We start from the raw sequence: 25,409 nt of genomic DNA on the forward strand, positions 1-25,409 counted from the left end.
CTCCCATTCGATGAGGTCGCCTTTTTTGCTGACTCCACCGCGTTATGGAATCCGAAATGACCGACCAGACTACCCGCCTGCCGATCCGCCGCGCCTTGATCAGCGTCTCCGACAAGACCGGTATCCTCGAATTCGCTCGTGAACTGCAACAGCTGGGCGTCGAGATCCTGTCGACCGGCGGCACCTACAAGCTGCTCAAGGACAATGGCGTCGACGCGGTGGAAGTGGCCGATTACACCGGCTTCGCCGAAATGATGGACGGCCGGGTCAAGACCCTGCACCCGAAGATCCACGGTGGCATCCTCGGCCGCCGCGGCACCGACGATGCCATCATGGCCGAGCACGGCATCCAGCCGATCGACCTGGTGGCCGTCAACCTCTACCCTTTCGAAGCGACCATCGCCAAGCCAGGCTGTGACCTGCCGACGGCGGTCGAGAACATCGACATCGGCGGCCCGACCATGGTCCGCTCGGCGGCCAAGAACCACAAGGACGTGGCCATCGTGGTCAACGCCAGCGACTACGCCAGCGTGATCGACGGCCTCAAGGCCGGTGGCCTGACCTACGCCCAGCGCTTCGACCTGATGCTCAAGGCATTCGAGCACACCGCCGCCTACGACGGCATGATCGCCAACTACATGGGCACCATCGACCAGTCCCGCGAGACCCTGGCCACCGACGCGCGCAGCGAGTTCCCGCGCACCTTCAACAGCCAGTTCGTCAAGGCGCAGGAAATGCGCTACGGCGAGAACCCGCACCAGAGCGCGGCGTTCTACGTCGAGGCCAAGAAGGGCGAAGCCAGCATCTCCACCGCCGTGCAGCTGCAAGGCAAGGAACTGTCGTTCAACAACGTGGCCGACACCGACGCCGCGCTGGAATGCGTGAAGAGCTTCACCAAGCCGGCCTGCGTGATCGTCAAGCACGCCAACCCCTGCGGCGTGGCCGTTGCCCTGGACGCCGAAGGCGGCATTCGCCAGGCCTACGAGCTGGCCTACGCCACCGACAGCGAGTCGGCGTTCGGCGGTATCATCGCCTTCAACCGCGAGTTGGACGGCGCCACCGCCCAGGCCATCGTCGAGCGTCAGTTCGTCGAAGTGATCATCGCCCCGAGCATCTCCCAGGCCGCCCGCGACGTGGTCGCCACCAAGCAGAACGTGCGCCTGCTCGAGTGCGGCCAGTGGCCGGCCGAGCGTGCCGCCGGCTGGGACTTCAAGCGGGTCAACGGTGGCCTGCTGGTGCAGAGCCGCGACAACGGCATGATCACCGCCGACGACCTGAAGATCGTCACCCGTCGTGCCCCGACCGAGCAGGAGATCCACGACCTGGTGTTCGCCTGGAAAGTGGCCAAGTTCGTCAAGTCCAATGCCATCGTCTACGCCAAGAACCGCCAGACCATCGGTGTCGGCGCCGGTCAGATGAGCCGCGTCAACTCCGCCCGTATCGCCGCCATCAAGGCCGAGCACGCCGGGCTGCAGGTGCAGGGTGCGGTCATGGCCTCGGACGCGTTCTTCCCGTTCCGCGACGGCATCGACAATGCGGCCAAGGTCGGCATCAGCGCCGTGATCCAGCCAGGCGGCTCGATGCGTGACGCCGAAGTGATCGCCGCGGCCGACGAAGCGGGTATCGCCATGGTATTTACCGGCATGCGCCACTTCCGCCACTGACTCAACGCAATCGGCCGCACTGAAGCAGGCATCTGCTGCGTTGGGGCCGGTTCCGCCGATGCTCATTGCCATCAGGCAACTGCGCTCAGCGAAACCGGCCCCGCCTGGCATCTACCTACTTCATTGCGACCTCGTACCGCGCGAAGCAACGCTTCCCGTTCGACAGATTTCGAGGTTTTGACATGAAAGTTTTGATCATCGGCAATGGCGGTCGCGAACACGCGCTGGCGTGGAAAGTCGCTCAGGACCCCCGCGTCGAAAAAGTCTTCGTCGCGCCAGGCAACGCCGGCACCGCCACCGAAGCCAAGTGCGAGAACGTCGACATTGCCGTCACGGCCCTCGAGCAGCTCGCCGACTTCGCCGAGCAGAACGTCGACCTGACCATCGTCGGCCCTGAAGCCCCGCTGGTCATCGGCGTGGTCGACCTGTTCCGCAGCCGTGGCCTGGACTGCTTCGGCCCGACCAAGGGCGCGGCGCAGCTGGAAGGCTCCAAGGCCTTCACCAAGGACTTCCTGGCCCGTCACAAGATCCCGACCGCCGACTACCAGAACTTCACCGAGATCGAGCCGGCGCTGGCCTACCTGCGCGAGAAAGGCGCGCCGATCGTGATCAAGGCCGATGGCCTGGCCGCAGGCAAGGGCGTCATCGTCGCCATGACCCTGGAAGAAGCCGAAGCCGCCGTGCGCGACATGCTGGCCGGCAACGCCTTCGGTGACGCCGGTTCGCGGGTGGTGATCGAGGAGTTCCTCGACGGCGAGGAAGCCAGCTTCATCGTCATGGTCGACGGCCACAACGTGCTGCCGATGGCCACCAGCCAGGACCACAAGCGCGTCGGCGACGGCGACAGCGGCCCGAACACCGGCGGCATGGGCGCCTACTCCCCCGCCCCCGTGGTGACGGCCGAGGTGCACCAGCGCGTCATGGACCAGGTGATCTGGCCGACGGTGCGCGGCATGGCCGAGGAAGGCAACGTCTACACCGGCTTCCTCTACGCAGGCCTGATGATCGACAAGGCCGGCAACCCCAAGGTCATCGAGTTCAACTGCCGCTTCGGCGACCCGGAAACCCAACCGGTCATGCTGCGCCTGGAGTCGAGCCTGGTGCTGCTGATCGAAGCGGCGTTCGCCAAGGCACTGGACAAGGTCGAAGCCCAGTGGGACCCACGGCCGAGCCTGGGCGTGGTCCTGGCTGCCGGCGGTTACCCCGGCGATTATGCCAAGGGCACCCCGATCAGCGGCCTGGACGCTGCTGCGGCGCTCGAAGGCAAGGTCTTCCATGCCGGTACGGCACTGAAAGACGGCCAGGTCGTCACCAGTGGCGGGCGCGTACTGTGTGCCACGGCCATGGGCGAGACGGTCGAGGCGGCCCAGCAACAGGCCTACCGCCTGGCCAAGCAGATCCGTTGGGACGGCGGTTTCTACCGCAGTGACATCGGTTACCGTGCCATTGCCCGTGAGCGTGGCGAGCAGCACTGATCGCCTGCGGACCGGACAACGCAAGACCCGTCACGCGCTGTCCCCGGTTCGTCGCAAGGCCCTCCCCGGGCCTTGCCTTCGCCTTGGTATGCCACGCATAGTGGCGACCCCGGCACCTAGCAAAGAAGGGAACTCGTCGTGCGTCGGCTTCGGATTGCCATTGTCCTGATCTTCAGTGCGCTGACCTTGCTCTGCCTGCCGCCGGCCACCGCCAACCAAGGCGACGGCTGGGCCGTGCTGCTCGACGAGCAGGCCAACCTGCAATTGAGCGACGTGCGTTCCGATCGCTACCGCCACCAGTTCAGCCCCCTGCGCCTGAACGAGCTGGATGCCGCCCTGCCGGACCAAGCCCTGTGGCTGCATTACCGACTCGAACCCGGCCAGCAGGAACGCCTGCTGCGGATCTTCGCCCCCGATCTCTCGCGCCTGGACCTGTACGCCCTGGACGGCCAGGCCGTGGTGCGCCAGCTGCACCATGGGCGCGACACGACCGGCAGCAGCCCGACCTTGCGCAGCAGCGACCATGTGCTGGCGCTGCCCAACGCCGACCGTCCCCTGGACATCTACCTGCGGCTGGTCTCCGAACACCAGCTGCGCCCGGCGATCACCCTGGAGACCGCTGCGGTCGCTGCGGCCCATCAATTCCAGCCGCTGTTGTTCGGGATGCTGTTCGGCGGGCTGGTGATGCTGATCCTGCACAACCTGATCCGCTTCTTCCATTCGCGCTCCAGCACCTGCCTGGTGCTGGCGCTGTACCACGGGCTGATGCTGCTCAGCGCCCTGATCCTGCTGAACCTCAGCGGCCCCTGGTGGCACCTCTGGCACACCGCGCAGACGCCGGCGGCCTACCTGACGCTGGTGCTGGCAGGCATGTCCGGGCTGTATTTCACCCAGCACTTCTTCGCTCCCTGCCAATCGGCACGCTTGAATCGGCTGCTGCAGGTCGAGATTCTGGTCGCCGGTATCAGCGGCCTGGTCCTGCTGTTCGTCGACACCTTGCCGCTGAACCTGATGACCTATGGCCTGCTGGCCCTCGGCAGCCTGAGCATGCTGGCGGTGGCGATCTACCATGGCCACCGCGGCTATGCCCCTGCCCGCCTGTTCATCGCCGCCATGCTGGTGTTTACCCTGGGCGGCCTGGTGCTGCTGCCGGCCCTGCTGGCGTTCACCCGTACGCCCATGCCCTGGTTGCTGTGCACACTGATGGGCATGACGGTGATCAGCGGCGTGCTGTTCAACATGGCCGTGGGCGAGCGCCTGCGCAAGATCAGCCTGGCGCGCATCAGCGCCAGCCGGGCCCTGGCCGCCAGCGATGCCGAAACCAATGCCAAGGCCGAGTTCCTGTCCAAGATCAGCCATGAGATCCGCACGCCGATGAACGGGGTGCTGGGCATGACCGAACTGCTGCTGGGCACACCGCTGTCGGTCAAGCAGCGCGACTACGTGCAGACCATCCACAGCGCCGGTAACGAGCTGCTGACGCTGATCAACGAGATCCTCGACATCTCCAAGCTCGAATCGCGGCAGATCGAACTCGACGACGTGCAGTTCGACCTCAACGCGCTGCTCGAGGACTGCCTGGACATCTTCCGCGCCAAGGCCGAACAGCAGGACATCGAGCTGATCAGCTTCACCCATCCCTTGGTGCCCAAGGTGATCAGCGGCGACCCGACGCGCCTGCGCCAGGCGCTGTCGAGCCTGTTGGACAACGCCCTCAAGAACACCGAGCAAGGCGAGATCCTGCTGGCGGTGGCACTCGAGCAGCGCGGCGAGTCACCACGGCTGCGTATCGCGGTGCAGGACAACGGCGCGCCGATGCCCGAGGTCGAGCGCGAGGCGCTGTTGCAGTCCGAACTGCACAGCCGGCACTTCCTGTCCGACCACGAACTGGGCGGGCATCTGGGGCTGGTCATCGCCAAGCAGCTGGTGGGGCTGATGCAGGGTGAGTTCAACATCAAGAGCACCCGTGGACTGGGCAATACCCTCTGGCTGACCCTGCCGCTCGACCCGAAGCGCCTGCAACAATCGCCGACCGACCTGGACGAGTCGCTGCGCGATGCACGGGTGCTGGTGGTGGACGACAACGAGACCTGTCGCAAGGTGCTGGTCCAGCAGTGCAGCGCCTGGGGCATGAACGTCAGTGCGGTGGCCTCGGGCAAGGAGGCCCTGGCGATGCTGCGCACCAAGGCGCACCTGCGCGACTACTTCGACGTGGTGCTGCTCGACCAGAACATGCCGGGCATGACCGGCATGCACCTGGCGGCCCGGATAAAGGAAGACCCGAGCCTGAACCATGACATCCTGGTGATCATGCTCACCGGCATCAGCAATGCCCCAAGCCGGGTGGTCGCGCGCAACGCCGGCATCAAGCGCATCCTGGCCAAGCCGGTGGCCGGCTACACACTCAAGACCACCCTGGCCGAGGAGCTGGCGCAGCGTGGCCGGGAAGCCGCCCTGCCCCTCGGCGTCGAGGGCGCCTCGGCACCGGAGCTGCCCCGCGACTTCCACATCCTGGTGGCCGAAGACAACAGCATCTCCACCAAGGTGATCCGCGGCATGCTCGGCAAGCTCAACCTGGAGCCCGACACCGCCAGCAACGGCGAGGAAGCCTTGCAGGCCATGCAGCGCAAACGTTACGACCTGGTGTTGATGGACTGCGAGATGCCCGTGCTCGACGGCTTTTCGGCCACCGAACGGCTGCGCGCCTGGGAAGCCGAGCAGCAGCGCCCCCGCACCCCGATCGTGGCCCTGACCGCGCACATCCTGTCCGAACACAAGGACCGCGCCTTGCAGGCCGGCATGGACGGGCACATGGCCAAACCGGTGGAGCTGTCGCAACTGCGCGAACTGGTGCAGCACTGGGTCAGCCAGCGGGCGTATCAGGCGGGAAAGCGCACGTCGTGAGGCACCTGCCAAACGCTCAAGCGCCCTGGGGGCTCATCGCGGGCAAGCCCGCTCCCACAGGACCGGTTCACGAGCAAATAACCGCTGGGATGCAGGCTTGAAATGCAGCCCCCTCTGGGAGCAACTGTCTTTTTCTACTCGGTACATGCCCGACCGCATTGGCTGATGTGTGGGCTTACCTGCGAAGCAGGCGGCGCCTGGCAGGGCCCTATCGCTGGCAAGCCAGCTCCCACCCAGACCTCTGCAGCCGTCATGTAAGCATGGCTGCGCAAGCAGCTCGTGGGAGCAACTGTCTTTTTCTACTGGGTACATGCCCGACCGCATTGGCCGATGTGTGGGCTTACCTGCGACGCATGCGGCGCCTGGCAGGGCCCTATCGCTGGCAAGCCAGTTCCCACCCAGACTTCTGTAGCCGTCGGTGTAGGCATGGCTGCGCAAGCAGCTTGTGGGAGCGGGCTTGCCCGCGATAGGGCCAGGCCAGTCACTGCCAGCCCTCACAAGCCAGCCCCTCTCCCACAGTCCCCATCACCAACCGATGTCAGACCGCCCGACACTCACGGCTTGCTGCCATACCAGCGTGGCGTATACACCCACACCCCACCCTCGGCGCGTGCGAAGGTGCAGGTCGTCGATGACCCCACCAGCACCATGGTGCGCATGTCCACCATGTCCGGCACCAGCTCGCCCAGGGTCACCACCCGCAATGCCTGGGCCGGGCGGCCGACGTCGCGGCCGAGCACGACCGGCGTCGCCGGGTCGCGGTGACGGCGCACCACGTCCAGGGCCTTGCCCAACTGCCAGGGGCGGGCGCGGGAAATGGGGTTGTAGAACGCCAGGGCCAGGTCGGCCTGGGCCGCCAGGTCCAGCCGGGTCTCGATGATCGACCAGGGCTTGAGGTTGTCGGACAGCGACATCACGCAGAAGTCATGCCCCAAGGGCGCGCCCGACAGGGCCGCGGTGGCCAGCGAGGCAGACACGCCCGGCAGCACCTCCAGCTCGACCCTGGCCCAGGCCGGATCGCTCGACGCGTGCAGGGCCTCCATCACCGCCGCCGCCATGGCGAACACCCCCGGATCGCCCGACGACACCACCACCACCGAACGGCCTTGGGCGGCCAGTTCGAAAGCGTGCCGCGCGCGCTGCATCTCTTCACGGTTGTCGGTGCAGTGCAGCACCTGGTCCGGACGGAACGGGCCGGCCATGCGCACGTAGGTCTCATAGCCCAGCACATCGTTGGCGCGGGCCAGCTCGGCCTTGACCGCGGGCACCATCAGGTCGGCGGCGCCCGGCCCGAGGCCGATGACCGCCAGACGTCCGCGGGCACGCCCTACCGTCTCGGGCGCCACCGGCTGCGCGGCCACGGCCAGCGCGACACCGGCGACGTCGGTGGTGATGCGGCGTGCCTCCGGCAAAGCCTGGGCTAGCAAGACCTCGGCCGGGACATCACCGGACACGAAGCGCAGCGGCACACCCAAGGCGCGTGCAGCCTCGTGCAGGCTCGGCTCGGCCATGTGCTGCGCGCCAGCCACCAGGCAGGCCACGGCCGGCTCGGCCAAGGCGGCCTGGGACAGCGCCTGGCGAACCTCCGCGACCAGCGTCGGCCCAGGGCCTTCGAGGGCCACCACCACCTGACGCGCATGGATCAGCAATTCGTCGCGGTTCGCCGGGCGCGCCTCGCAGCCGACATACAGGGTGCGGCGTGCCTGCGCGTCGGTCGGCAGCCGTGCAGGCGCCAGCCAGGGAGCCTGCCCTTCGATGCGCAGTGATTCACCCCCGAGCAGGTCGGACACGAACCGCTTGCCCTGCTCGAGGTCCGCCAGCACATAGCCGCTCGGCGGATTGAGCAGGCAGGTGCCGAACCGCAGTTCGCCACTGGTGGTGATCGCCGCGGGCACCGCCAGCGCCGCGCCGATCTCGCGCGCCATGACGTTCACCCCGCCCAACCCGCCGAGCAGCGGCACCACTGCACTGCCGTCTTCGGCCACCGCCAGTACCGGCGGCTCGTGGTCCTTTTCACTCAACAGGCTGGCCAGCGCCCGGATGACGATCCCCGCCGCGCACAAGGCGATGATCGGCGTGTCCTGTCGATACAGGGCGCGCAGCGTGTCGCCGAAGGCCGTGTAACCGACATCGGCCTGCTCCACGCGCCCGACCAGGCCATGCACCTGGGACTGCGGGTACAGCGCCTGGATCTGCCGGGCGGCGGCCAGGCCACCTTGGCCGAGCACGACGATGGCCGGTGCCTTGCGCGTGGTTAGCCCTGCCATTTTTCCCCCGGCACGATGATCAGCGAGAAGTAAGGCGAAGACTGCGGATCGACCGCTTCGAGCGGCACGATCTTCTGGTTGCCCATGGTCGCGCGCTCGACGTACAGCGCACGCCCGTCCAGGCCCAGCTCCACCAGCACCTGGCGGACCTTGATGAAGTTGCGGCCCAGTTTCATGATCACCGCCGCATCGGCATCGGCCAAGCGGCGCTTGAGTTCGTCATGGGGCAGCACGCCCGAGAGCACCGACAGGCTCTGGTTGCGGTAGACCAGGGGCGCCCCGAGCACCGAGGCACCGCCGAGCATGGAGCACACGCCCGGGACCACCTCGGTCTCGTACTGCTGCGCCAGCCGATCGTGCACGTACATGTACGAGCCGTAGAAGAAGGGGTCGCCCTCGCAGATCACCGCGACGTCGCGCCCGGCGTCCAGGTGCGCCGCGACCTGTCGACTGGCCTCGTCGTAGAAGTCGCTGATCACCTGCTCGTAGGACAGGGGCGCCGGCAGCGCCTCGGTGGTCACCGGGTACACCAGCGGCAGCAAGGTCTGCTCGGCCGTCAGGTGCGCCTCGATGATGCCGAAGGCATTGCCCCGCTTGCCCTTGGCGACGAAGTACGCCACCACCGCGACCTCGCGCAGCAGACGGTGCGCCTTGACCGTGATCAGTTCCGGATCGCCGGGCCCTACCCCCAGCCCGAACAGTCGTCCGCGTGCGCCCATCACTCCACCTCCGTGGCCAGGGCGTTGACCGCGGCGGCGGCCATGGCGCTGCCGCCCAGGCGCCCTTGCATGATCACGAACGGCACGCCGCGACTGTCGGCCGCCAGCATGGCCTTGGACTCGGCCGCGCCGACGAAGCCGACCGGGAAGCCCAGGATCAGGGCCGGTTTCGGGGCGCCTGCATCGAGCATTTCCAGCAGGTAGAACAAGGCCGTCGGGGCATTGCCGATCACCACCACGCTGCCTTCCAGATGAGGACGCCACAATTCCAGGGCCACCGCTGAGCGAGTGTTGCCGACATCCTTGGCCAGGCCGGGCACGCTGGGGTCGCGCAGGGTGCAGATCACCGGGTTGTTGGCCGGCAGGCGGGCGCGGGTGACCCCTTCGGCCACCATGTGCGCGTCGCAGAGGATCGGCGCGCCCTTGGCCAGGGCGTCACGCCCAGCCTGGCCCGCGCCTGGCGAGAATTGCAGCCCGTCGATGGCGTCGACCATGCCGCAGGCGTGGATCACCCGGACCGCAAGTTTTTCCAGGTCGGCCGGAATACGGTCCAGGCGCGCCTCCTCGCGGATGATGCGGAAGGAATTGCGATAGATCTCCTGACCGTCGCGAATGTAGTCAATCATCGGGGTGCTCCGTCGGCAGGTCGAGCATGGCGCCTGCTTCGTTCAAGGTGAGGTCGCGTGCGCGCAGGGCACCGAAGCCCGGCAGGCGCGCATCGCGCAGATACAGGTCATAGCGGCCCGGGGCGCGGGCCAGCAAGGTGGCGGGGGCGACATGGGCCGCGGCGCACGAGCGGGCGCAGCCGCTGAGGTGCACGCGGCCCGGCGCGCCCGGGGGCAACAGGTCGGCTAGAATCGTGGCATCGCCCTTGGTGTCGGCCAGCCCTTTGGCGCAGCCCACCGAGCCGGTGCAGGCGATCAGTTGCGCCAGAGGCTGGTCCGGCCCGGTCAACAGACCGAGCTGGCGCGCCTGCGCCTGCGCATCGATCAGCGACGCGGCCTTGGCATTGGCATTGGGCACGACCAGGCTTTGCCAAGGGGTCACCCGCAGACTGCCATCGCCATGGACGCGCGCCAGCTGCGCCGCGCCGCGCAGCATGGCCGGGGTCAACCGCCCCAGCGGCGGCGCAAGGCCCAGGGCCTGACCATGGCGCTGGGGCAGTACCCCGAGCCAGCACGCGGCCTGGGCCGGCCGGCGCCACGCACGGACGGGTTCGTCGCAGCGTATGGGCAACCCGAGCCCTGCAAGAAAGTGCGCGGCAGGACACGTCTCGAGCAACTGGCGCATGCGCGTCTGCTCCAGGCTGGCCAGGTCAAGGAACCGCGCCAGTACCGCCCTCACCAGGTTCAGGCCTTCGTTCAACGGCACCGCGCCCAGTGGCGCATCGGTCGCCGGGCAGCCCGCCAGGCCGAAGGCCAGCCAGGGCTGCCCGTCGAGTTCGAGGCCCGACAGCCAAAGGTCATGGGGGTGGGCGAGCATCGCCAGGGTTTCACCCGCGTCCAGCTGCACGGCGAACTTGGCCGACAGCTGGTGGAAACGCGGCGTGCCTTCCAGCAAGGCAAGAATCTGTTCAGCCAGGGGTCGCGCATCGAACAGCGCGGCCGGGTCCAGCCCTGCCAGCGGGCTGAGCATGAGGTTGCGCACATCGTCGCTGCCCGCCTCGCGCGGGCCCAGGCCGGCGGCCAGCAAGGGCTCGATCAAGCCCTGGTGGTCGGTACCGACCCCGCGAATCTGCAGGTTGCCGCGGTTGGTCGCCTCGATCACGCCCCCGGCGAACCGCTGGGCCGCCTCGGCCACGGCATCGGCCTGCGCGGCCGACAGCACGCCGCCGGGCAACTTGATGCGGCAGATGCCGCCGTCACGCGCGCCGACGATACGCCACAACCCCGGACAGGCCGAGGGGCGGGGTGAGACGACGGGAGGCAGGACCGGCTTCAAGAGGGCATCCGACAATCGTGAAAGTGCGCTGGTGGGTAGAAAGGCGCGGTATTATGCCTGCTTTGTCCATCGGCATGAAAAGCCAGTGGTCGAAGAGGCGAATGAATCGGGGCACGCGCCCTTCTGATGGACGAGGTAATGCAATGACGCCCTGGCTGACGGTGGTGGGGATCGGAGAAGACGGCTTCAGTGGCCTGGGCAAACAGGCACGGCGTGCGCTGCTGGCGGCCTCGCGCATCGTGGGTGGCGCGCGCCAGCTGGCCTTGCTGCCGCGCTGCGTGATCGGCGAACGACTGGAATGGCCGCGTCCGTTTTCCCTGGCCCCGGTCCTGGCCTGCCGCGGTGAACCGGTCTGCGTGCTGGCCAGCGGCGACCCGATGTTCTACGGCGTCGGCGCCAGCCTGGCGCGCGAGGTCCAGGCCAGCGAGATGCAGGTCATCGCCATGCCGTCCTCATGCAGCCTGGCGGCAGCGCGATTGGGCTGGCCCTTGCAGGAGGTGCAGGTGCTGTCACTGGTCGCCCGGCCTCTGGCGGCGCTCAACGCCCAGTTGTACAGCGGCGTACGCCTGCTGGTGCTGAGCAACGATGGTCAGACGCCCGCGCAGGTTGCGGCTCTGCTGCGCGAACGCGGTTTCGGCCCGAGCCGCGTGCAAGTGTTCGAGCACCTGGGCGGCGCCGAGGAGCGGCACCTGAGCGACACTGCCGCGGCGTGGCCTCATGCACAGGTTGCGGCGCTCAACGTGATGGCCATCGAATGCCTGGCCGATCCCTCGGCGCTCCCGTTGTCACCCGTGGTGGGCCTGCCGGACAGCGCCTTTCGTCATGACGGCCAGTTGACCAAGCGCGACGTGCGGGCCGTTACCCTGGCCCGTCTGGCACCGCGCCCTGGCGAACTGCTCTGGGACGTAGGCGCCGGCTGCGGCTCGATCGGTATCGAGTGGATGCGTGCCCACCCCAGCTGCCGGGCCATCGCCGTCGAAGCCGACGAGGGTCGTCAAGCGCACATCGAGCACAACCGCGATGCCTTGGGCGTCCCCGGGCTGCGTCTGGTCAGGGGCCAGGCACCCGGTGCTCTGGAGGGCCTGCCACGTCCGGACGCCGTGTTCATCGGCGGCGGCGTGACGGTCGACGGCCTGCTGGCGCAGTGCTGGGCACAGTTGAAGCCCGGTGGGCGCCTGATCGCCAATGCCGTCACCCTGCAGAGCGAGCTGACCCTGGCGCAATGGCGCGCCATTCATGGCGGCGAACTGACCCGCCTGCACGTGGCCCATGCCCAGCCGCTGGGCAGCTTCGACACCTGGCGCCAGGCGTTGCCGATCACCCTGCTCGACCTGGTCAAGCCTCTCGATGCGTGAAGAGACCCGCGAACAGGCCGCGCCGCTGCGCAGCGGCCTGACCACCGGCAGTTGCGCCACGGCCACTGCCCTGGCGGCGGCGCGCCTGCTGCTGACGGGTGAATGTGACGACGCGGTGCGCATCACCTTGCCCAAGGGTCGCGAGGTGCAGATGCGCCTGGAATTCTGCCGTCTCACGCCATTGGGCGCCGAAGCCGGTACCCTCAAGGATGCCGGGGACGACCCGGACGTCACCCATGGCGCGCTGCTGTACAGCGAGGTGCGGCTGAGCGCCGAGCCGGGGGTGCGCTTCTTCGCAGGGGTCGGGGTCGGCACGGTCACTCGCCCCGGCCTGGTGCTGGCGGTGGGCGAACCGGCGATCAACCCGGTACCGCGGCGCATGATCGGCGAGCACCTGCAGCGCCTGGCCGAGGCCTGCGGCCATGCCGGCGGCTTCGAGGTCATCGTCAACGTGCGAGACGGCGACGTCCTGGCGCTCAAGACCATGAACCCGCGCCTGGGGATCCTGGGCGGGCTGTCGATCCTCGGCACCAGCGGCGTCGTCCGGCCGTTCTCCTGCGCGGCCTACATCGCCTCGATCCACCAGGGCATCGACGTCGCCCACACCAATGGCTACACCCACCTGGCCGCCTGCACCGGCAACGCCAGCGAAGACACCATGCGCCGGGTCTACGGCCTGCCCGAGATCGCCCTGATCGAAATGGGCGACTTCGTCGGCGCGGTGCTCAAGCACGTGCGCAAGGTCCCCGTGGCACGCCTGAGCCTGTGCGGCGGCTTCGGCAAGATCAGCAAGCTCGCCGCCGGCCACATGGACCTGCACAGCCGTCATTCGAGCATCGACCTGCCGCAACTGGCCGGGTGGGCGGCGCAGCTGGGCGCCGATGCCACACTGCAGGCCGAGATCGTCGGCGCCAACACCAGCCAGCAGGCCTTGGCGCTGGCGCGGGCGGCAGGCATCGAACTGGGCGATGCGGTCTGCGCTCACGCGCTGGCCTTCGCGCGTAGCGTGGTGCCGCCCAGTGTGCAGGTGGAGGTGTTCGCCATCGACCGTCAAGGTGGCCTGGTCGGCCAGGCGGGGGTGGCATGACGCCGCGCCTGCTGCTGCTCGGTGGCGTCACCGAGGCCCTGGCCCTGGCCCGCCGCCTGGGACCCGAGCACATTTACAGCCTGGCCGGGGTCGGCCGGGTGCCGGAGGACCTGCCGTGCCAGGTACGTGTGGGCGGCTATGGCGGCGCCGAGGGGCTGGCCGCCTACCTGCGCGAGGCGCGTATCGACCTGCTGATCGACGCCACGCACCCCTACGCCGCGCAGATCAGTGGCAACGCGGCACGCGCGGCGGCGGCCGTCGGTATCCCGTGCTGGGCGCTGCGTCGCCCGGCCTGGCAGGCAGGGCCCGAGGACGATTGGCGCGAGGTGGCCGACTGGCCGGCGCTGATCGACGCGCTGACGCCGTTCCGGCGACCGCTGTTCACCTTGGGGCGGGAGCCGTTGCGCCACCTGGACGAGATTCCGACGCACCAGTTCTGGACCCTGCGCGCGCTGGAGGCCTGCCCCGGCAATGCACGCTGCGAAGTGATCGGTGCCCGTGGGCCGTTTTACCTGGAAGACGAGCGCGCCTTGTTCGCGCGGGGGCAGTTCGACGTGCTGGTCAGCAAGAACAGCGGCAGCGGTGCCACCGAGCCCAAGCTCGAGGTGGCACGCGAGCGCGGGGTGCCGGTGCTGGTACTGGCCCGGCCCTGCCTGCCGGCGGTGGACCGGGCGTTCTTCGACGTCGAGACGTTGGCCGAGGCGCTGGGCATCGCCTAGGGCGGCGCCTGGGCGGACGTCATCGCGGGCAAGCCCGCTCCCACAGGCGGCTTTGCCAGCGTGCGATTGCTTGCTTGAAATGGGCACCTGTGGGAGCTGGCTTGCCAGCGATAGGGCCTGTTCACCCACCTCAGAGCTGCCAGGCCAGCGCTCGACCTCTCACAGGCGGCTTTGCCATCGTGCGATTGCCTGCTTGAAATGGGCACCTGTGGGAGTCCGCCCGCCGCCTTGGCGCCGCGCTGTCGCGCAGAGAACATGACGATAGCTCAGGATCCGAAGCTTCATTGCTAATCGATTTTAGGGCCGCTTTGCGGCCCATCGCGGCCGGTCCGGCGCCCCAGCAGGGGCCGCTCCTACACCCGTAGCCCCACCGCAGGGTTGCAGGCTATCGCGGTCACCTGTGGGAGCGGCCCCAGTGCCGCGATTGGGCCCGCAGGGCCCATACACCAGCCCATGTGGTCGGACATGTATCGAGCATTAAAGAGGCAGTTGCTCCCATATCTATAGGCTCATCGGTATGCTCGCAGACGGCCCCCAGACTGTCCGCCTGCTGGCGCCTGCGTCGACGACCGGGCTCAAAGCAGGGAAATCTCCTACCCGGTTTTCGTCCCCTTCTCGTGGCCGGCTTTCCACCCTGTGCCGTACACTTCGCCCCCTCTCTTCAAGGAACCCACCCCATGGACATGCACTGGTGGATCTGGCTGGTCTTCGGCATCGCGCTGATCCTGCTGGAGCTGGCCCTCCCGACCTTCTTCATCCTCTGGTTCGGCATCGGCGCCGTGCTGGTCGCCCTGATCGCGCTGGCCATGCCGACGCTGCAGCTGCCGGTGCAGATCCTGCTGTGGGTGCTGTTCTCGAGCCTTACCACCGCGCTGTGGTTCTGGCTGTTCCGCAAGGCCCCGGACACGCGCTGGACCGCCGACAGCGTGCTGGGCGAGGTGGGGTTGCTGACCGCTCCCGTCTCCCAGTTCCAGAAGGGCCGGGTCCGTTTCCAGAAGCCGATCCTTGGCAACGAGGAATGGGTCTGCGTGGCCGACACCGACCTGTCCGCGGGCGAGCGCGTGCGCCTGACCGCCATCGAAGGCAACACCGCCCGCATCACGCGGGCCTGACCCTCGCTACAAGGAGTTCGCCCCCATGACCAGTCTCATCGTCGTCTGCACCGTCGCCCTCTTCGTGCTCGTGTCCGTGTTCAAGGGGGTGCGCATCGTGCCCCAGGGCGAGGAATGGATCGTCGAGCGCCTCGGCCGTTACCACAGCACCCTCAAGCCCGGCCTGAACATCGTCATCCCGTACATGGACGTGGTCGCCTATCGGCTGCCGACCAAGGACATCATCCTCGACGTCGAGCAGCAGGAAATCATCACCCGCGACAACGCGGTCATCGTCGCCAACGCCCTGTGCTTCGCCAAGGTGGTCGATCCGCAGAAAGCCTCCTACGGCGTGCAGGACTTCGCCTTCGCCGTGACCAGCCTGACCATGACCTCGCTGCGTGCCATCGTCGGCGCCATGGACCTCGACGAAGCACTGTCGAGCCGCGAGCAGATCAAGGCACGCCTGCGCGACGCCATGTCCGAGCAGACCGAGGACTGGGGCGTCACGGTCCGTTCGGTGGAGATCCAGGACATCAAGCCTTCGCCGAACATGCAGATCGCCATGGAGCGCCAGGCCGCTGCCGAGCGTGAGCGAAAGGCCGACGTCACCCGCGCCGAAGGCGCCAAGCAGGCGGCCATCCTCGAGGCCGAGGCGCGGTTGCAGGCGGCGCGGCTGGACGCCGAAGCGCAGATCAACCTCGCCGAGGCCTCGGCGCGGGCCATCACACTGGTGCGCGAAGCGGTCGGCAGCGAGACCACGCCGGCCATGTACCTGCTGGGCGAGCGCTACATCGGCGCCATGGAGCACCTGGCCGGCAGCGACAATGCCAAGGTCGTGGTGCTGCCGGCGGACCTGCAGGAAACCGTTCGCGGCCTGCTGGGCCGTGGCAAGACGGCGTAAGGCACACGTCCCTTTCATACGACCGGGGTGCGGCACGTCACCGCACCCCGGACTCTTTTGCGTATACTCGGCGTTACAATCCCACCCTGATTCCTGACCGGATCTCTCCATGCCCCCACGTCGGCACATCGCCTGGATAGCCTGCTTCGCGGTGCTGTTCAACCTGCTGGCCATGCCGCTGTCCTCCGCCGCGTCCCGACACGCGGCGCAGCAGCTGGTGTGGGGGGCGTTCTGTTCGAGCCTGTCGGGCGCGGCCAAGGCCAACCGCCAGACCCTGGCCATGCTCGACAAGGCCGTGCTCGACCTGACACCGCACGACCTGGGCAAGGTCGAGCTGCACCACAGTTGCTGCCTGGGCGGGGCGCCGCTGCTGAGCCTGCCCAGTCATGCCCCGCAACTGCGCCATCCACCGCTGCGCTGGCTGGCCTATGCCACACCGTCGCTCGGCGAGCGCCCCACGCCTCGCCAGCTATGGCCGGCGCTCAACCCACGTGCCTCTCCCATGGCGTGAGCCTGCTGTGACACCCGTCCTGCACCTCACTCACTGGAGAACCTTTCATGCTCAAGCACGCCCTGTTCCTGGCCGCCCTGCTGCTGCCCGGTGCCTTCGCCAACGCCCACGAATACACCCAGGGCGACCTGCACATCGCCCACCCCTGGTCGATGCAACTGCCGCCCAATGCGCCCAGCGTGGCGGCCTACTTCGTCGTGCACAACAACGCCACGACGGACGACCGCCTGCTGGGCGTGGACAGCCCGATCACCGACGACGCGCAGCTGCATGCGCATGTCCAGACCGACGATGGCCTGATGCGCATGCAACCGGTGCCGAGCGTCGTGGTGCCAGCCGGCAAGGACCTGACCTTCGCGCCGGGTGCCTACCACGTCATGCTCATGCAGCCGAAGGATCGTGCCCTGCTGAGCGACGGCCAGCGCTTCCCGCTGACCCTGCACTTCGAAAAGGCCGGTGACGTCACCGTCCAGGTGCTGGTGCAACGCGAGCCGCCCAAGGCCGCCACTGGACAGCCGCACGCCCACTGACCGCGCCTGACCCTTCGTGATGCGCCTGCCCCTCGGCCGACCTGCTCGCCGCCGCTCCGATCACCCCCGCGTGAACGGCAGCTGGCTGAGCCTGTTCGCCATGTGGATGATCTTCATCGGCCCTCTGATCGCTCAGTCGATGCCGATGAATCACCACGCCGGCATGAGTCTGGGCGCGGGCATAGAGGGGCACGCACACGCGGCCCCAGCATCTGATCCGCAGGCCCACGGTGCGATGCACCATGGGCGCCAGCACGATCCTCAGGTGCATGTACTTTGGGAACAGTGCGGCTACTGCAGCCTGCTGTTCAACTGCCCCGCCCTGCCCGGCACCCTGAGCCCACTGGGCAGCCACAGCCTGCCGCCTGCCATCGCCTCGGCGCTGCCGCCGTTGCCCGGCCATGCCTCCCGCACCGTCTTCCCTGGCGCCAGAAGCCGCGCGCCACCGTCTCCGATCGACGTCTGAACCTTCGACCTGCGTGTGCGCCTGCGGCGCACGCCCGTTTCCGACTGATCGACTGGAATCCCCATGACCGGTTGCACGTACCTTTCTGCGCGCCCGTTGCGCGCACCCCTGACGCTGCTCTGCGGCTCGCTGCTCACCCCCTTCGCCCTGGCGGCAGGCCCGGAGCCCGTTGCCACCCTGCGTGGCAGTGACGAACTCAGCCCCACGGTCATCACCGCCGTCGCGCCCAGCTCGCCCCTGACCGTGGTCACCGACCCCAGGGCGCCACGCCAGCCCGTGCCGGCCAGCGACGGTGCCGACTACCTCAAGACCATCCCGGGGTTCTCGGCCATCCGCTCGGGTGGCACCAATGGCGATCCGGTGCTGCGCGGCCTGTTCGGCTCGCGCCTGAACATCCTCACCAATGGCGGCCTGATGCTCGGCGCCTGCCCCAATCGCATGGATGCGCCCACCTCATACATTTCGCCGCAGACCTACGACCGGCTGACGGTCATCAAAGGCCCGCAAAGCGTCATCTGGGGCCCAGGCGGCTCGGCGGGCACCGTGCTGTTCGAGCGCGACCCGGAGCGCTTCGGCGAACTGGGCAGCCGGGTCGACGCAAGTCTTCTGGTCGGCTCCAACGGCCGCCTCGACAGACGTCTCGATGCCGCCGCGGGCAACCAGCAGGCCTACGCGCGCTTCGTCGGCAACCGGTCGCGGGCCGGCGACTACGAGGACGGCCATGGCGACGACGTACCGTCGCGCTGGGACAAATGGAACGGCGATGCGACCCTGGGCTGGACCCCGGACGCCGACACCCTGCTGGAGCTGACCGCAGGCCGGGGCGACGGCGAAGCCCGCTACGCCGGGCGCGGCATGGACGGCTCACAGTTCAAGCGCGAAAGCCTGGGCCTGCGCTTCGAACGTTCCAACCTGGGCGAGGTGCTCGACTCGGTCGAGGCGCAGGTCTGGTACAACTACGCCGACCACGTCATGGACAACTACAGCCTGCGGCGCCCGTCGGGCAGCGGCATGATGGGCCGGCCGATGGTCAGCAACGTCGACCGCCGTTCCCTGGGCGCACGGCTCAAGGCCACCTGGCACTGGGACGACCTGCAATTGATCGGCGGACTCGATGCCCAGCGCAACGAACACCGCAAACGGGGCGGGATGGGCGTGGATGCCCACCGTGGCCAGGCCTGGACCCAGGACGCCGACTTCCACAACTATGGCGCTTTCGCCGAGTTGACCTGGCACGCCACCGACACCGATCGCCTGGTCAGCGGCGCCCGCCTGGATCGGGCCAGCGCCCGCGACTTCCGCCAGGCGGACGCCAGCAGCACCCGCGAACGCGCCGAGACCTTGCCCAGCGGGTTCGTGCGCCTGGAACACGACCTCGCCGCGCTGCCCGCTACCGCCTATATCGGCCTGGGCCATGCCCAGCGCTTCCCCGATTACTGGGAGCTGTTCTCGCCAGGCGTCGGCCCGGTAGGTTCGCGGGACGCCTTCGAGGGTATCGCCCCGGAGAAGACCACCCAGCTCGACCTGGGCCTGAGCTACAAGGACGAGCGCCTGGAAGCCTGGGCGTCGGCCTATGCCGGGCAGATCCGCGACTACATCCTGTTCGACTACCGGGCCGGCATGACCGGTGCGGCCCGCTCGCGCGCCAGCAACGTCGATGCGCGGGTGATGGGCGGTGAGCTGGGCGTGGCCTACACGCTGCTCGAGCACTGGAAGGCCGACGCCACGCTGGCCTATGCCTGGGGCAAGAACAGCAGCGACGGTCGCGCCCTGCCGCAGATGCCGCCGCTGGACAGCCGGTTCGGCCTGACCTATGCCCGCGATGACTGGAGTGCCGGTGCCCTGCTGCGCCTAGTGGCGCCTCAGCGTCGCATCGCCGAGGGCCAGGGCAACGTGGTGGGCAAGGACTACCGCGACAGCGCCGGATTTGGCGTGTTTTCGCTCAATGGTGCTTATCGGGTGAGCAAGCAGGTCAAGCTCAGCGCAGGGGTCGACAACCTGTTCGACAAGGCCTACGCCGAGCATCTGAACTTGGCGGGCAACGCCGGGTTCGGATATCCGGCCAGTGACCCGACACCCGTCAACGAGCCGGGCCGCACGTTGTGGACCCAGGTCGACCTGAGTTTCTGAACCCGTGGGCGCGGTCCTGTCACCGCGCCCCGTTTGATCCAGATGGGAGCGCTCCATGAGCGAGTCACGCATTTCATTCTACAACCTGGCCTGGCGCTGGCATTTCTATGCCGGTCTGTTCGTCGCGCCGTTCATGATCCTGCTGGCGATCACCGGCCTGATCTACCTGTTCAAGCCACAGCTGGACCCGCTGCTCTACCGGGACCTGATGGTGGTCGAGACCGGGCATCATCGGCAGAGCGCCGATGCCCTGCTGGCATCGGTGCAGCACACCTACCCCCAGGGCCACGTGGCGCAGTACCTGCCACCGCTGAACCCGCAACGCAGCGCGCAGTTCGTGGTGCACGATGCCGGCCGTGAGCTGAACGTCTTCGTCGACCCCTACCAGGGCACGGTGCTGGGCGCGCAGGACAGCAAGTACAACCTGCAGGCCATCGCCCGCGGCCTGCATGCCGAGCTGATGATCGGCACGACGGGCGATCGCCTGATCGAGCTGGCGGCCGGCTGGGGTATCGTGCTGGTGGTGTCCGGCCTCTACCTGTGGTGGCCACGCGGTCGGCGCACCGGTGGCGTGCTGTGGCCTCGTGCTGCCGCGCGTGGGCGGGTGCTGTGGCGCGACCTGCACGCCGTCAGCGGCTTCTGGGGTGCGGGTTTCCTGTTGCTCCTGCTGCTGAGCGGGATGACCTGGACCGGCTTCTGGGGCAAGCAGTACGCGGACCTGTGGAACCGCTTTCCGGCGGCCATGTGGAACGCCATGCCCACCTCGGACCAGCAGGCCCGCGACCTGAACAGCGCCCATCGTCAGACCGTGCCCTGGGCCATGGAAAACACCCCGATGCCGCAGTCCGGCGCGCACGCCGAGCATGCCGGCCATCACGGCATGTCCAGCGGCCCTGCCGCACCGCAGGTCAGCCTGCAACAGATCCAGGACATCGCCACGGCGCGCGAGGTCGAGCCGGGCTACAGCATCACACTGCCCACCACTGCCGAAGGCGTCTTCACCATTGCGGTGTTCGCCGACGACCCGCGCCACGACGCCACGCTCCACGTCGACCAGTACACTGGCAAGGTGCTGGCCGACGTGCGCTGGCGCGACTATGGGCTGGCGGCCCGCGCCACGGAAATGGGGGTGATGCTGCACCAGGGCAAGCTGTACGGCCCGCTGCACCAGGCGGTGGTGTGCCTGATCTGCCTGATGGTGCTGCTGGGGTCGGTCAGCGGTCTGGTGATGTGGTGGAAACGGCGGCCGGCCGGTGGCCTGGGGGTCCCGCCCCTGCGCCACGACCTGCCGCGCTGGAAGGTGGCCACCGGGGTGATGCTGGTGCTGGGCGTGGCCTTCCCGCTGGTGGGGGTGTCGATGCTGGCGATGTGGTTGGTGGACAAGCTGCTGGTACGCCGTCGGGTGCTGGCCAGCGCCTGAGTCGTCGTCGCGGGCCTGCCAGGCCTCGACCCCGGTCGAGGCAATCCGTCGCGCACACTTGTCGGGGAGCCGTGGTAGCCTGTGCGGCTTTCCCTGACAAAAAGACTGAGCCTCGATGGAATGCAGCCAATGAACCGGACCCCTTCCCGTCCTGCTGACGACCAGCACCTGCAACGCAACCTGACCAACCGCCACATCCAGTTGATCGCCATCGGCGGTGCCATCGGCACCGGCCTGTTCATGGGCTCGGGCAAGACCATCAGCCTGGCCGGTCCGTCGATCATCTTCGTCTACATGATCATCGGCTTCATGCTGTTCTTCGTCATGCGTGCCATGGGCGAACTGCTGCTGTCGAACCTGAACTACAAGTCGTTCATCGACTTCTCCGCCGATCTGCTCGGTCCCTGGGCCGGCTTCTTCACGGGCTGGACCTACTGGTTCTGCTGGGTGATCACCGGCATCGCCGACGTCATCGCCATCGCTGCCTACTCGCAGTTCTGGTTCCCCGACCTGCCTCAGTGGATACCGGCGCTGACCTGCGTCGCGGTGCTGCTGTCGCTGAACCTAGTCACCGTGAAGCTGTTCGGCGAAATGGAGTTCTGGTTCGCCCTGATCAAGATCGTCGCCATCCTCGGGCTGGTCGCCACCGGCCTGTACATGGTGGTCACCGGGTTCGAATCGCCGAGCGGCAGCACTGCGCAGCTGGCCAACCTGTGGAACGACGAAGGCATGTTCCCTCATGGGCTGATGGGCTTCTTCGCCGGTTTCCAGATCGCCGTGTTCGCCTTCGTCGGCATCGAGCTGGTCGGCACTACCGCCGCCGAGGCGAAGAACCCCGAGCGCACGTTGCCGCGGGCGATCAACTCGATCCCGATCCGCATCATCGTGTTCTACGTGCTGGCGCTGATCGCGATCATGGCCGTGACGCCCTGGCGCGACGTGGTGCCGGGCAAGAGCCCGTTCGTCGAGCTGTTCGTGCTGGCGGGCCTGCCGGCGGCGGCGAGCATCATCAATTTCGTGGTGCTGACCTCGGCCGCCTCGTCGGCCAACAGCGGTGTGTTCTCCACCAGCCGCATGCTGTTCGGCCTGGCTCAGGAAGGCGCCGCCCCTGGCGCGTTCGGGCGCCTGTCGCGGCGCGCGGTGCCTGCCAACGGCTTGTATTTCTCTTGCCTGTGCCTGCTGTTCGGCGCGGTGCTGATCTACCTGATCCCGGACGTGGTCGAGGCCTTCACCTTGGTCACCACCGTGTCGGCGGTGCTGTTCATGTTCGTCTGGACGCTGATCCTGCTGTCCTACCTGAGCTACCGCAAGCACCGCGCCGCGCTGCACCAGGCCTCGACCTACAAGATGCCCGGCGGGCGCGTGATGTGCTACGTGTGCCTGGCGTTCTTCGCCTTCATCCTGGTGCTGTTGAGCCTGGAAAGCGACACCCGCGCCGCGCTGGTGGTCACACCGATCTGGTTCCTGGTGCTCGCGGTGAGCTATCAGGTCGTGCGGCGCAAGCGGCCACTCAACCGCTGATCGAGACGCGCTGATCGGTGCGCCCCCTCACCCGGGGGGCGCACGCCTGGCTAGTTGGCTTCGATGCCGTGCAACACGGCTTCGGTCAACGCCAGGCCTTTCTCCAACGAATTCTCCGTCGCCATCAACAGGCTACGCAGCGGTTCGTCCGCTTTCTCCAGAGCCGTAGCATTGGTCTCGTACGCGGCCTTCAAGGCGGCGACGGCACACACCAGCGCATCTTCGCTGTCGATACCCGCACGTACCATGAAGGTGGGTTCGTGGGCGTGGTTGCAGGTGCCGAAGGTCGCACACGCCGTGACGGGGCGCGGGGTACCAGGGTCGGGACGCATAAAGGATGGTGGGTTCATGAACGCACCTCTCGGCAGCAAGAGAGGGGCTTGAACGACAGGCAGGGTGGGTCTGGGAGGGCTTTCTCGAGCATGGTGCGACTCCTTGCAACTCTTCCGAAATGTCACTCCGTGCCCATACGCCAATATGGGTGGACGGAGCCGTGCGGGTTGGCGTTGCCGGTCGGAAGCCCGGTGAGCCCGGAGGCTCCCACACACGGCTCCGCCCATAAAGGGTGCAACCATGCGAGACACGACGCACGTATGCGCTGTGTCCGATTTCCGATAACGGGACGCCAATCCCGTGCCGCAGAATCTACTGCGGTGGCGCACGGTACTCAAGTCACAAGGGTGTGTCAAAATGTTCGGCGAGCGGTCAAGACGTGATCAGCCGAGTGTCCAGACCAAACCGTTCTTGGCTCACCAGTCGATATTGACCCTCGGCGAGCTCGCAGTTGATCAGCAGATTCCATGAGTGTCGGGTTACTGCCGAGGGAATCAGGACGAACGGATGCTCAGCGAGCAACGTATCGGCGAACTTCTGTTGGTTGGGCGAAGCCGCAGCGCTCGTCAGCCATACAGGATTGGGAACGTCCTCGGGTTGCACGACCTTGATCAGGCGGTGATCCAGTACTTCGAAGCACGTGAGCACATGGGCAACGGTATCAAGCGTGTCGAAACCGGCATGCACGGCGACCTCAAGGATGGCAGTGGCCGGGTCGGCTGAGGCGTACACGACAGTACGACCTGGTGGATTCCACCGTCCGCCGAACGTTCGGGCTCCGATGCCACTGTCCCAGGACGCTTTGTAGATCTCACGATCAAGGCGCCAGGCACGCCAGGATGACGCCCAGGGCAATCCATTCATTGATAGACGCCCAGGGCAATTCGCTCCAGATAATCCTCGACTGCCTGAAAGCCGACCGGGTTGTCGATGACATCTAGCGGCACATCGCCATCCAGGTACTTGCATGGACGTCCCAGCCACTCCTCGGCAAGCGCCTGGGTTCCAAAGACAGTGATGGCGTGCTCGAGCACCTTGGCGTACTGGAATGCGATAGCGCTCTGCTGAGCGTTGAGCTGCGCGGGTTGCTCGGTGCTGCCCCGTCGCTGGAGCGTCCTCACGGACCTGCCAACGATACGGCTCAGGACTTTCTGAGTCGAATACAGAAGCGAAATGGAAAGCATGTCTTGTACGTCTTTGAGCGCGAACCCCTTGAGGGTCTGCTTGTAGATCATGACGTTGCTCAACTGGTCGGAATTGCCGCTGAGCAGGTATTCCGTGGGCCTGCGTGCAGCACCGGCCTTGGCGGTTTCGATGGACATCATGGCGCATCCTCCTCGCACGACATTTGGCGCAATTATAGCGCCAAATGTCGTATACCGTACGCTTACGTTGCCAGCAGTATGTTGCAAGGATGTTCAGATTTGCCCCTCTGCCCTTACGTGCCCTGATCCAGGTACGCCAAGGCGTGTAGCACGGGATGTGTTTCTGCAAAACGACGTTCTTGCGCGTAGGCCCTGATTATCCCATCAGAGTAAAGGGTCTGGTGGCTAAACCTTCTGCTGGTCAGGTGGGGTGAGTCGAGCTAGTGTGCAAACCTGCCACATGCCCATCCCTGGCAGCACCACCCCAGGCTGCTTGGCCTACTGTTCCCAGATCCTTCGTGAAGCATACCCATGACCTACCATCTGCGTGACGCCCTGCCAGACGATCTCCCCGACCTCCTCGCCATCTACAACGATGCGGTACTCAACACCACGGCGATCTGGAACGAGACGCCCGTGGATCTGGCCAACCGCCAGGCATGGTTCGAGCTGCGTGCCGCACAAAGGTATCCGATCCTGGTGGCCGTCGATAACAGTGGCGTGCTGGGGTACGCTTCGTTCGGTGACTGGCGGCCGTTCGAGGGGTTCAGGTACACGGTCGAGCATTCGGTCTATGTGCGCGGTGATCAGCGGGGCAAGGGCCTGGGGCCGGTGCTGATGGAGGCGTTGATCGAGCGGGCGCGTGCTGGCGGCAAGCATGTGATGGTGGCCGCCATCGAAAGTGGCAATGCGGCGTCCATCCGGTTGCATGAGCGGTTGGGTTTCGTGGTGACCGGGCAGATGGCGCAGGTGGGGGTGAAGTTTGGGCGGTGGTTGGATCTGACGTTTATGCAGAGGGTTGTGGGAGGGGATTGAAGCCCAAGGGCGGTGATGGGGACACGTCGTGGACCTTTGTATTGGTCATGCAAAGGTGTTGGCTGACTGGTGGGCCCTTCGGGCCCAATCGCGGCACTGGGGCCGCTCCTACAGGGGAACGCGGCGGTCTGATAGATCAGCAGCGCGGTTCAAACTGTAAGAGCGGCCCCTGCCGGAGCGCCGGACCGACCG

General features: G+C 67.1%; 22 protein-coding genes. 16 read left to right on the plus strand and 6 right to left on the minus strand.

Annotation, left to right across the window (positions count from 1 at the left end):
- The first annotated feature begins 56 nt into the window (after window positions 1-56).
- From purH to APT63_17535, 3 genes are all read left to right on the plus strand, one after another.
- The gene (gene purH / locus APT63_17525; protein AMA47267.1) at window positions 57-1,664 is read left to right on the plus strand and encodes a bifunctional phosphoribosylaminoimidazolecarboxamide formyltransferase/inosine monophosphate cyclohydrolase; all 1,608 of its coding nucleotides are present in this window, start codon (window positions 57-59) and stop codon (window positions 1,662-1,664) included.
- A gap of 182 nt (window positions 1,665-1,846) precedes the next feature.
- A complete protein-coding gene (locus APT63_17530; GenBank protein ID AMA47268.1) occupies window positions 1,847-3,139 on the plus strand; it encodes a phosphoribosylamine--glycine ligase in 1,293 nt (430 codons plus the stop codon).
- A gap of 138 nt (window positions 3,140-3,277) precedes the next feature.
- Window positions 3,278-6,043 carry a hybrid sensor histidine kinase/response regulator gene (locus APT63_17535; GenBank protein AMA47269.1) on the plus strand — a complete coding sequence of 922 codons (2,766 nt, stop codon included), beginning with the start codon at window positions 3,278-3,280 and terminating at the stop codon, window positions 6,041-6,043.
- 554 nt (window positions 6,044-6,597) lie between these two features.
- Here APT63_17535 and APT63_17540 read toward each other — a convergent pair.
- From APT63_17540 to APT63_17555, 4 genes are read right to left on the minus strand one after another with little or no spacing between them, the layout of a single operon-like run.
- The gene (locus APT63_17540) at window positions 6,598-8,310 is read right to left on the minus strand and encodes a precorrin-3B C(17)-methyltransferase (GenBank protein AMA47270.1); all 1,713 of its coding nucleotides are present in this window, start codon (window positions 8,308-8,310) and stop codon (window positions 6,598-6,600) included.
- Window positions 8,298-9,032 (minus strand): precorrin-2 C(20)-methyltransferase, encoded by a 735-nt coding sequence (locus APT63_17545; protein AMA47271.1) that lies wholly within the window; start codon window positions 9,030-9,032, stop codon window positions 8,298-8,300. The genes APT63_17540 and APT63_17545 overlap by 13 nt, the downstream gene beginning before the upstream one ends.
- A complete protein-coding gene (locus APT63_17550) occupies window positions 9,029-9,655 on the minus strand; it encodes a precorrin-8X methylmutase (protein ID AMA47272.1) in 627 nt (208 codons plus the stop codon). The genes APT63_17545 and APT63_17550 overlap by 4 nt, the downstream gene beginning before the upstream one ends.
- Window positions 9,648-10,970: a precorrin-3B synthase gene (locus APT63_17555; protein AMA47273.1), complete on the minus strand. Its 1,323-nt coding sequence runs from the start codon at window positions 10,968-10,970 to the stop codon at window positions 9,648-9,650. The genes APT63_17550 and APT63_17555 overlap by 8 nt, the downstream gene beginning before the upstream one ends.
- 143 nt (window positions 10,971-11,113) lie before the next feature.
- On the opposite strand from APT63_17555, the gene APT63_17560 reads away from it, so the two are divergent.
- From APT63_17560 to APT63_17610, 11 genes are all read left to right on the plus strand, one after another.
- A complete protein-coding gene (locus tag APT63_17560) occupies window positions 11,114-12,325 on the plus strand; it encodes a precorrin-6Y C5,15-methyltransferase (GenBank protein ID AMA47274.1) in 1,212 nt (403 codons plus the stop codon).
- Window positions 12,318-13,412 carry a cobalt-precorrin-5B (C(1))-methyltransferase gene (locus tag APT63_17565; protein AMA47275.1) on the plus strand — a complete coding sequence of 365 codons (1,095 nt, stop codon included), beginning with the start codon at window positions 12,318-12,320 and terminating at the stop codon, window positions 13,410-13,412. The genes APT63_17560 and APT63_17565 overlap by 8 nt, the downstream gene beginning before the upstream one ends.
- Window positions 13,409-14,131 carry a cobalt-precorrin-6A reductase gene (locus APT63_17570; protein AMA47276.1) on the plus strand — a complete coding sequence of 241 codons (723 nt, stop codon included), beginning with the start codon at window positions 13,409-13,411 and terminating at the stop codon, window positions 14,129-14,131. Before APT63_17565 ends, APT63_17570 begins: the two co-directional genes overlap by 4 nt.
- A gap of 677 nt (window positions 14,132-14,808) precedes the next feature.
- Window positions 14,809-15,243 (plus strand): hypothetical protein, encoded by a 435-nt coding sequence (locus APT63_17575; protein AMA47277.1) that lies wholly within the window; start codon window positions 14,809-14,811, stop codon window positions 15,241-15,243.
- A 25-nt stretch (window positions 15,244-15,268) separates the two neighbouring features.
- A complete protein-coding gene (locus APT63_17580; GenBank protein AMA47278.1) occupies window positions 15,269-16,126 on the plus strand; it encodes a hypothetical protein in 858 nt (285 codons plus the stop codon).
- Between the two features lie 109 nt (window positions 16,127-16,235).
- A complete protein-coding gene (locus APT63_17585; protein ID AMA47279.1) occupies window positions 16,236-16,637 on the plus strand; it encodes a hypothetical protein in 402 nt (133 codons plus the stop codon).
- Window positions 16,638-16,684: 47 nt separating this feature from the next.
- Window positions 16,685-17,167 (plus strand): copper resistance protein CopZ, encoded by a 483-nt coding sequence (locus APT63_17590; GenBank protein ID AMA47280.1) that lies wholly within the window; start codon window positions 16,685-16,687, stop codon window positions 17,165-17,167.
- 19 nt (window positions 17,168-17,186) lie between these two features.
- Entirely contained in the window at window positions 17,187-17,633 is a 447-nt protein-coding gene (locus APT63_17595; protein AMA47281.1) for a hypothetical protein, read from the plus strand.
- 63 nt (window positions 17,634-17,696) lie between these two features.
- The gene (locus tag APT63_17600) at window positions 17,697-19,763 is read left to right on the plus strand and encodes a TonB-dependent receptor (GenBank protein ID AMA47282.1); all 2,067 of its coding nucleotides are present in this window, start codon (window positions 17,697-17,699) and stop codon (window positions 19,761-19,763) included.
- A 55-nt stretch (window positions 19,764-19,818) separates the two neighbouring features.
- Window positions 19,819-21,183, plus strand: a complete 1,365-nt coding sequence (locus APT63_17605) for a peptidase (protein ID AMA47283.1) — start codon at window positions 19,819-19,821, stop codon at window positions 21,181-21,183.
- Between the two features lie 129 nt (window positions 21,184-21,312).
- Window positions 21,313-22,704: an amino acid permease gene (locus APT63_17610; GenBank protein AMA47284.1), complete on the plus strand. Its 1,392-nt coding sequence runs from the start codon at window positions 21,313-21,315 to the stop codon at window positions 22,702-22,704.
- A gap of 50 nt (window positions 22,705-22,754) precedes the next feature.
- On the opposite strand, the gene APT63_17615 is transcribed toward APT63_17610, so the two are convergent.
- Window positions 22,755-23,054, minus strand: coding sequence for a hypothetical protein (locus APT63_17615; GenBank protein AMA47285.1), 300 nt, complete (start codon window positions 23,052-23,054; stop codon window positions 22,755-22,757).
- Between the two features lie 490 nt (window positions 23,055-23,544).
- Between APT63_17615 and APT63_17620 the strand changes: the two genes are divergently transcribed.
- Entirely contained in the window at window positions 23,545-23,760 is a 216-nt protein-coding gene (locus tag APT63_17620; GenBank protein ID AMA47286.1) for a hypothetical protein, read from the plus strand.
- Window positions 23,761-23,897: 137 nt separating this feature from the next.
- On the opposite strand, the gene APT63_17625 is transcribed toward APT63_17620, so the two are convergent.
- On the minus strand, window positions 23,898-24,362 hold the full coding sequence (locus APT63_17625) for a hypothetical protein (protein AMA47287.1): 465 nt from the start codon (window positions 24,360-24,362) through the stop codon (window positions 23,898-23,900).
- A gap of 351 nt (window positions 24,363-24,713) precedes the next feature.
- On the opposite strand from APT63_17625, the gene APT63_17630 reads away from it, so the two are divergent.
- Entirely contained in the window at window positions 24,714-25,217 is a 504-nt protein-coding gene (locus APT63_17630) for an acetyltransferase (GenBank protein ID AMA47288.1), read from the plus strand.
- The last annotated feature ends 192 nt before the right edge of the window (window positions 25,218-25,409 follow it).

Origin of the sequence: Pseudomonas monteilii (assembly GCA_001534745.1) — a bacterium.
GTDB lineage: Bacteria > Pseudomonadota > Gammaproteobacteria > Pseudomonadales > Pseudomonadaceae > Aquipseudomonas > Aquipseudomonas alabamensis.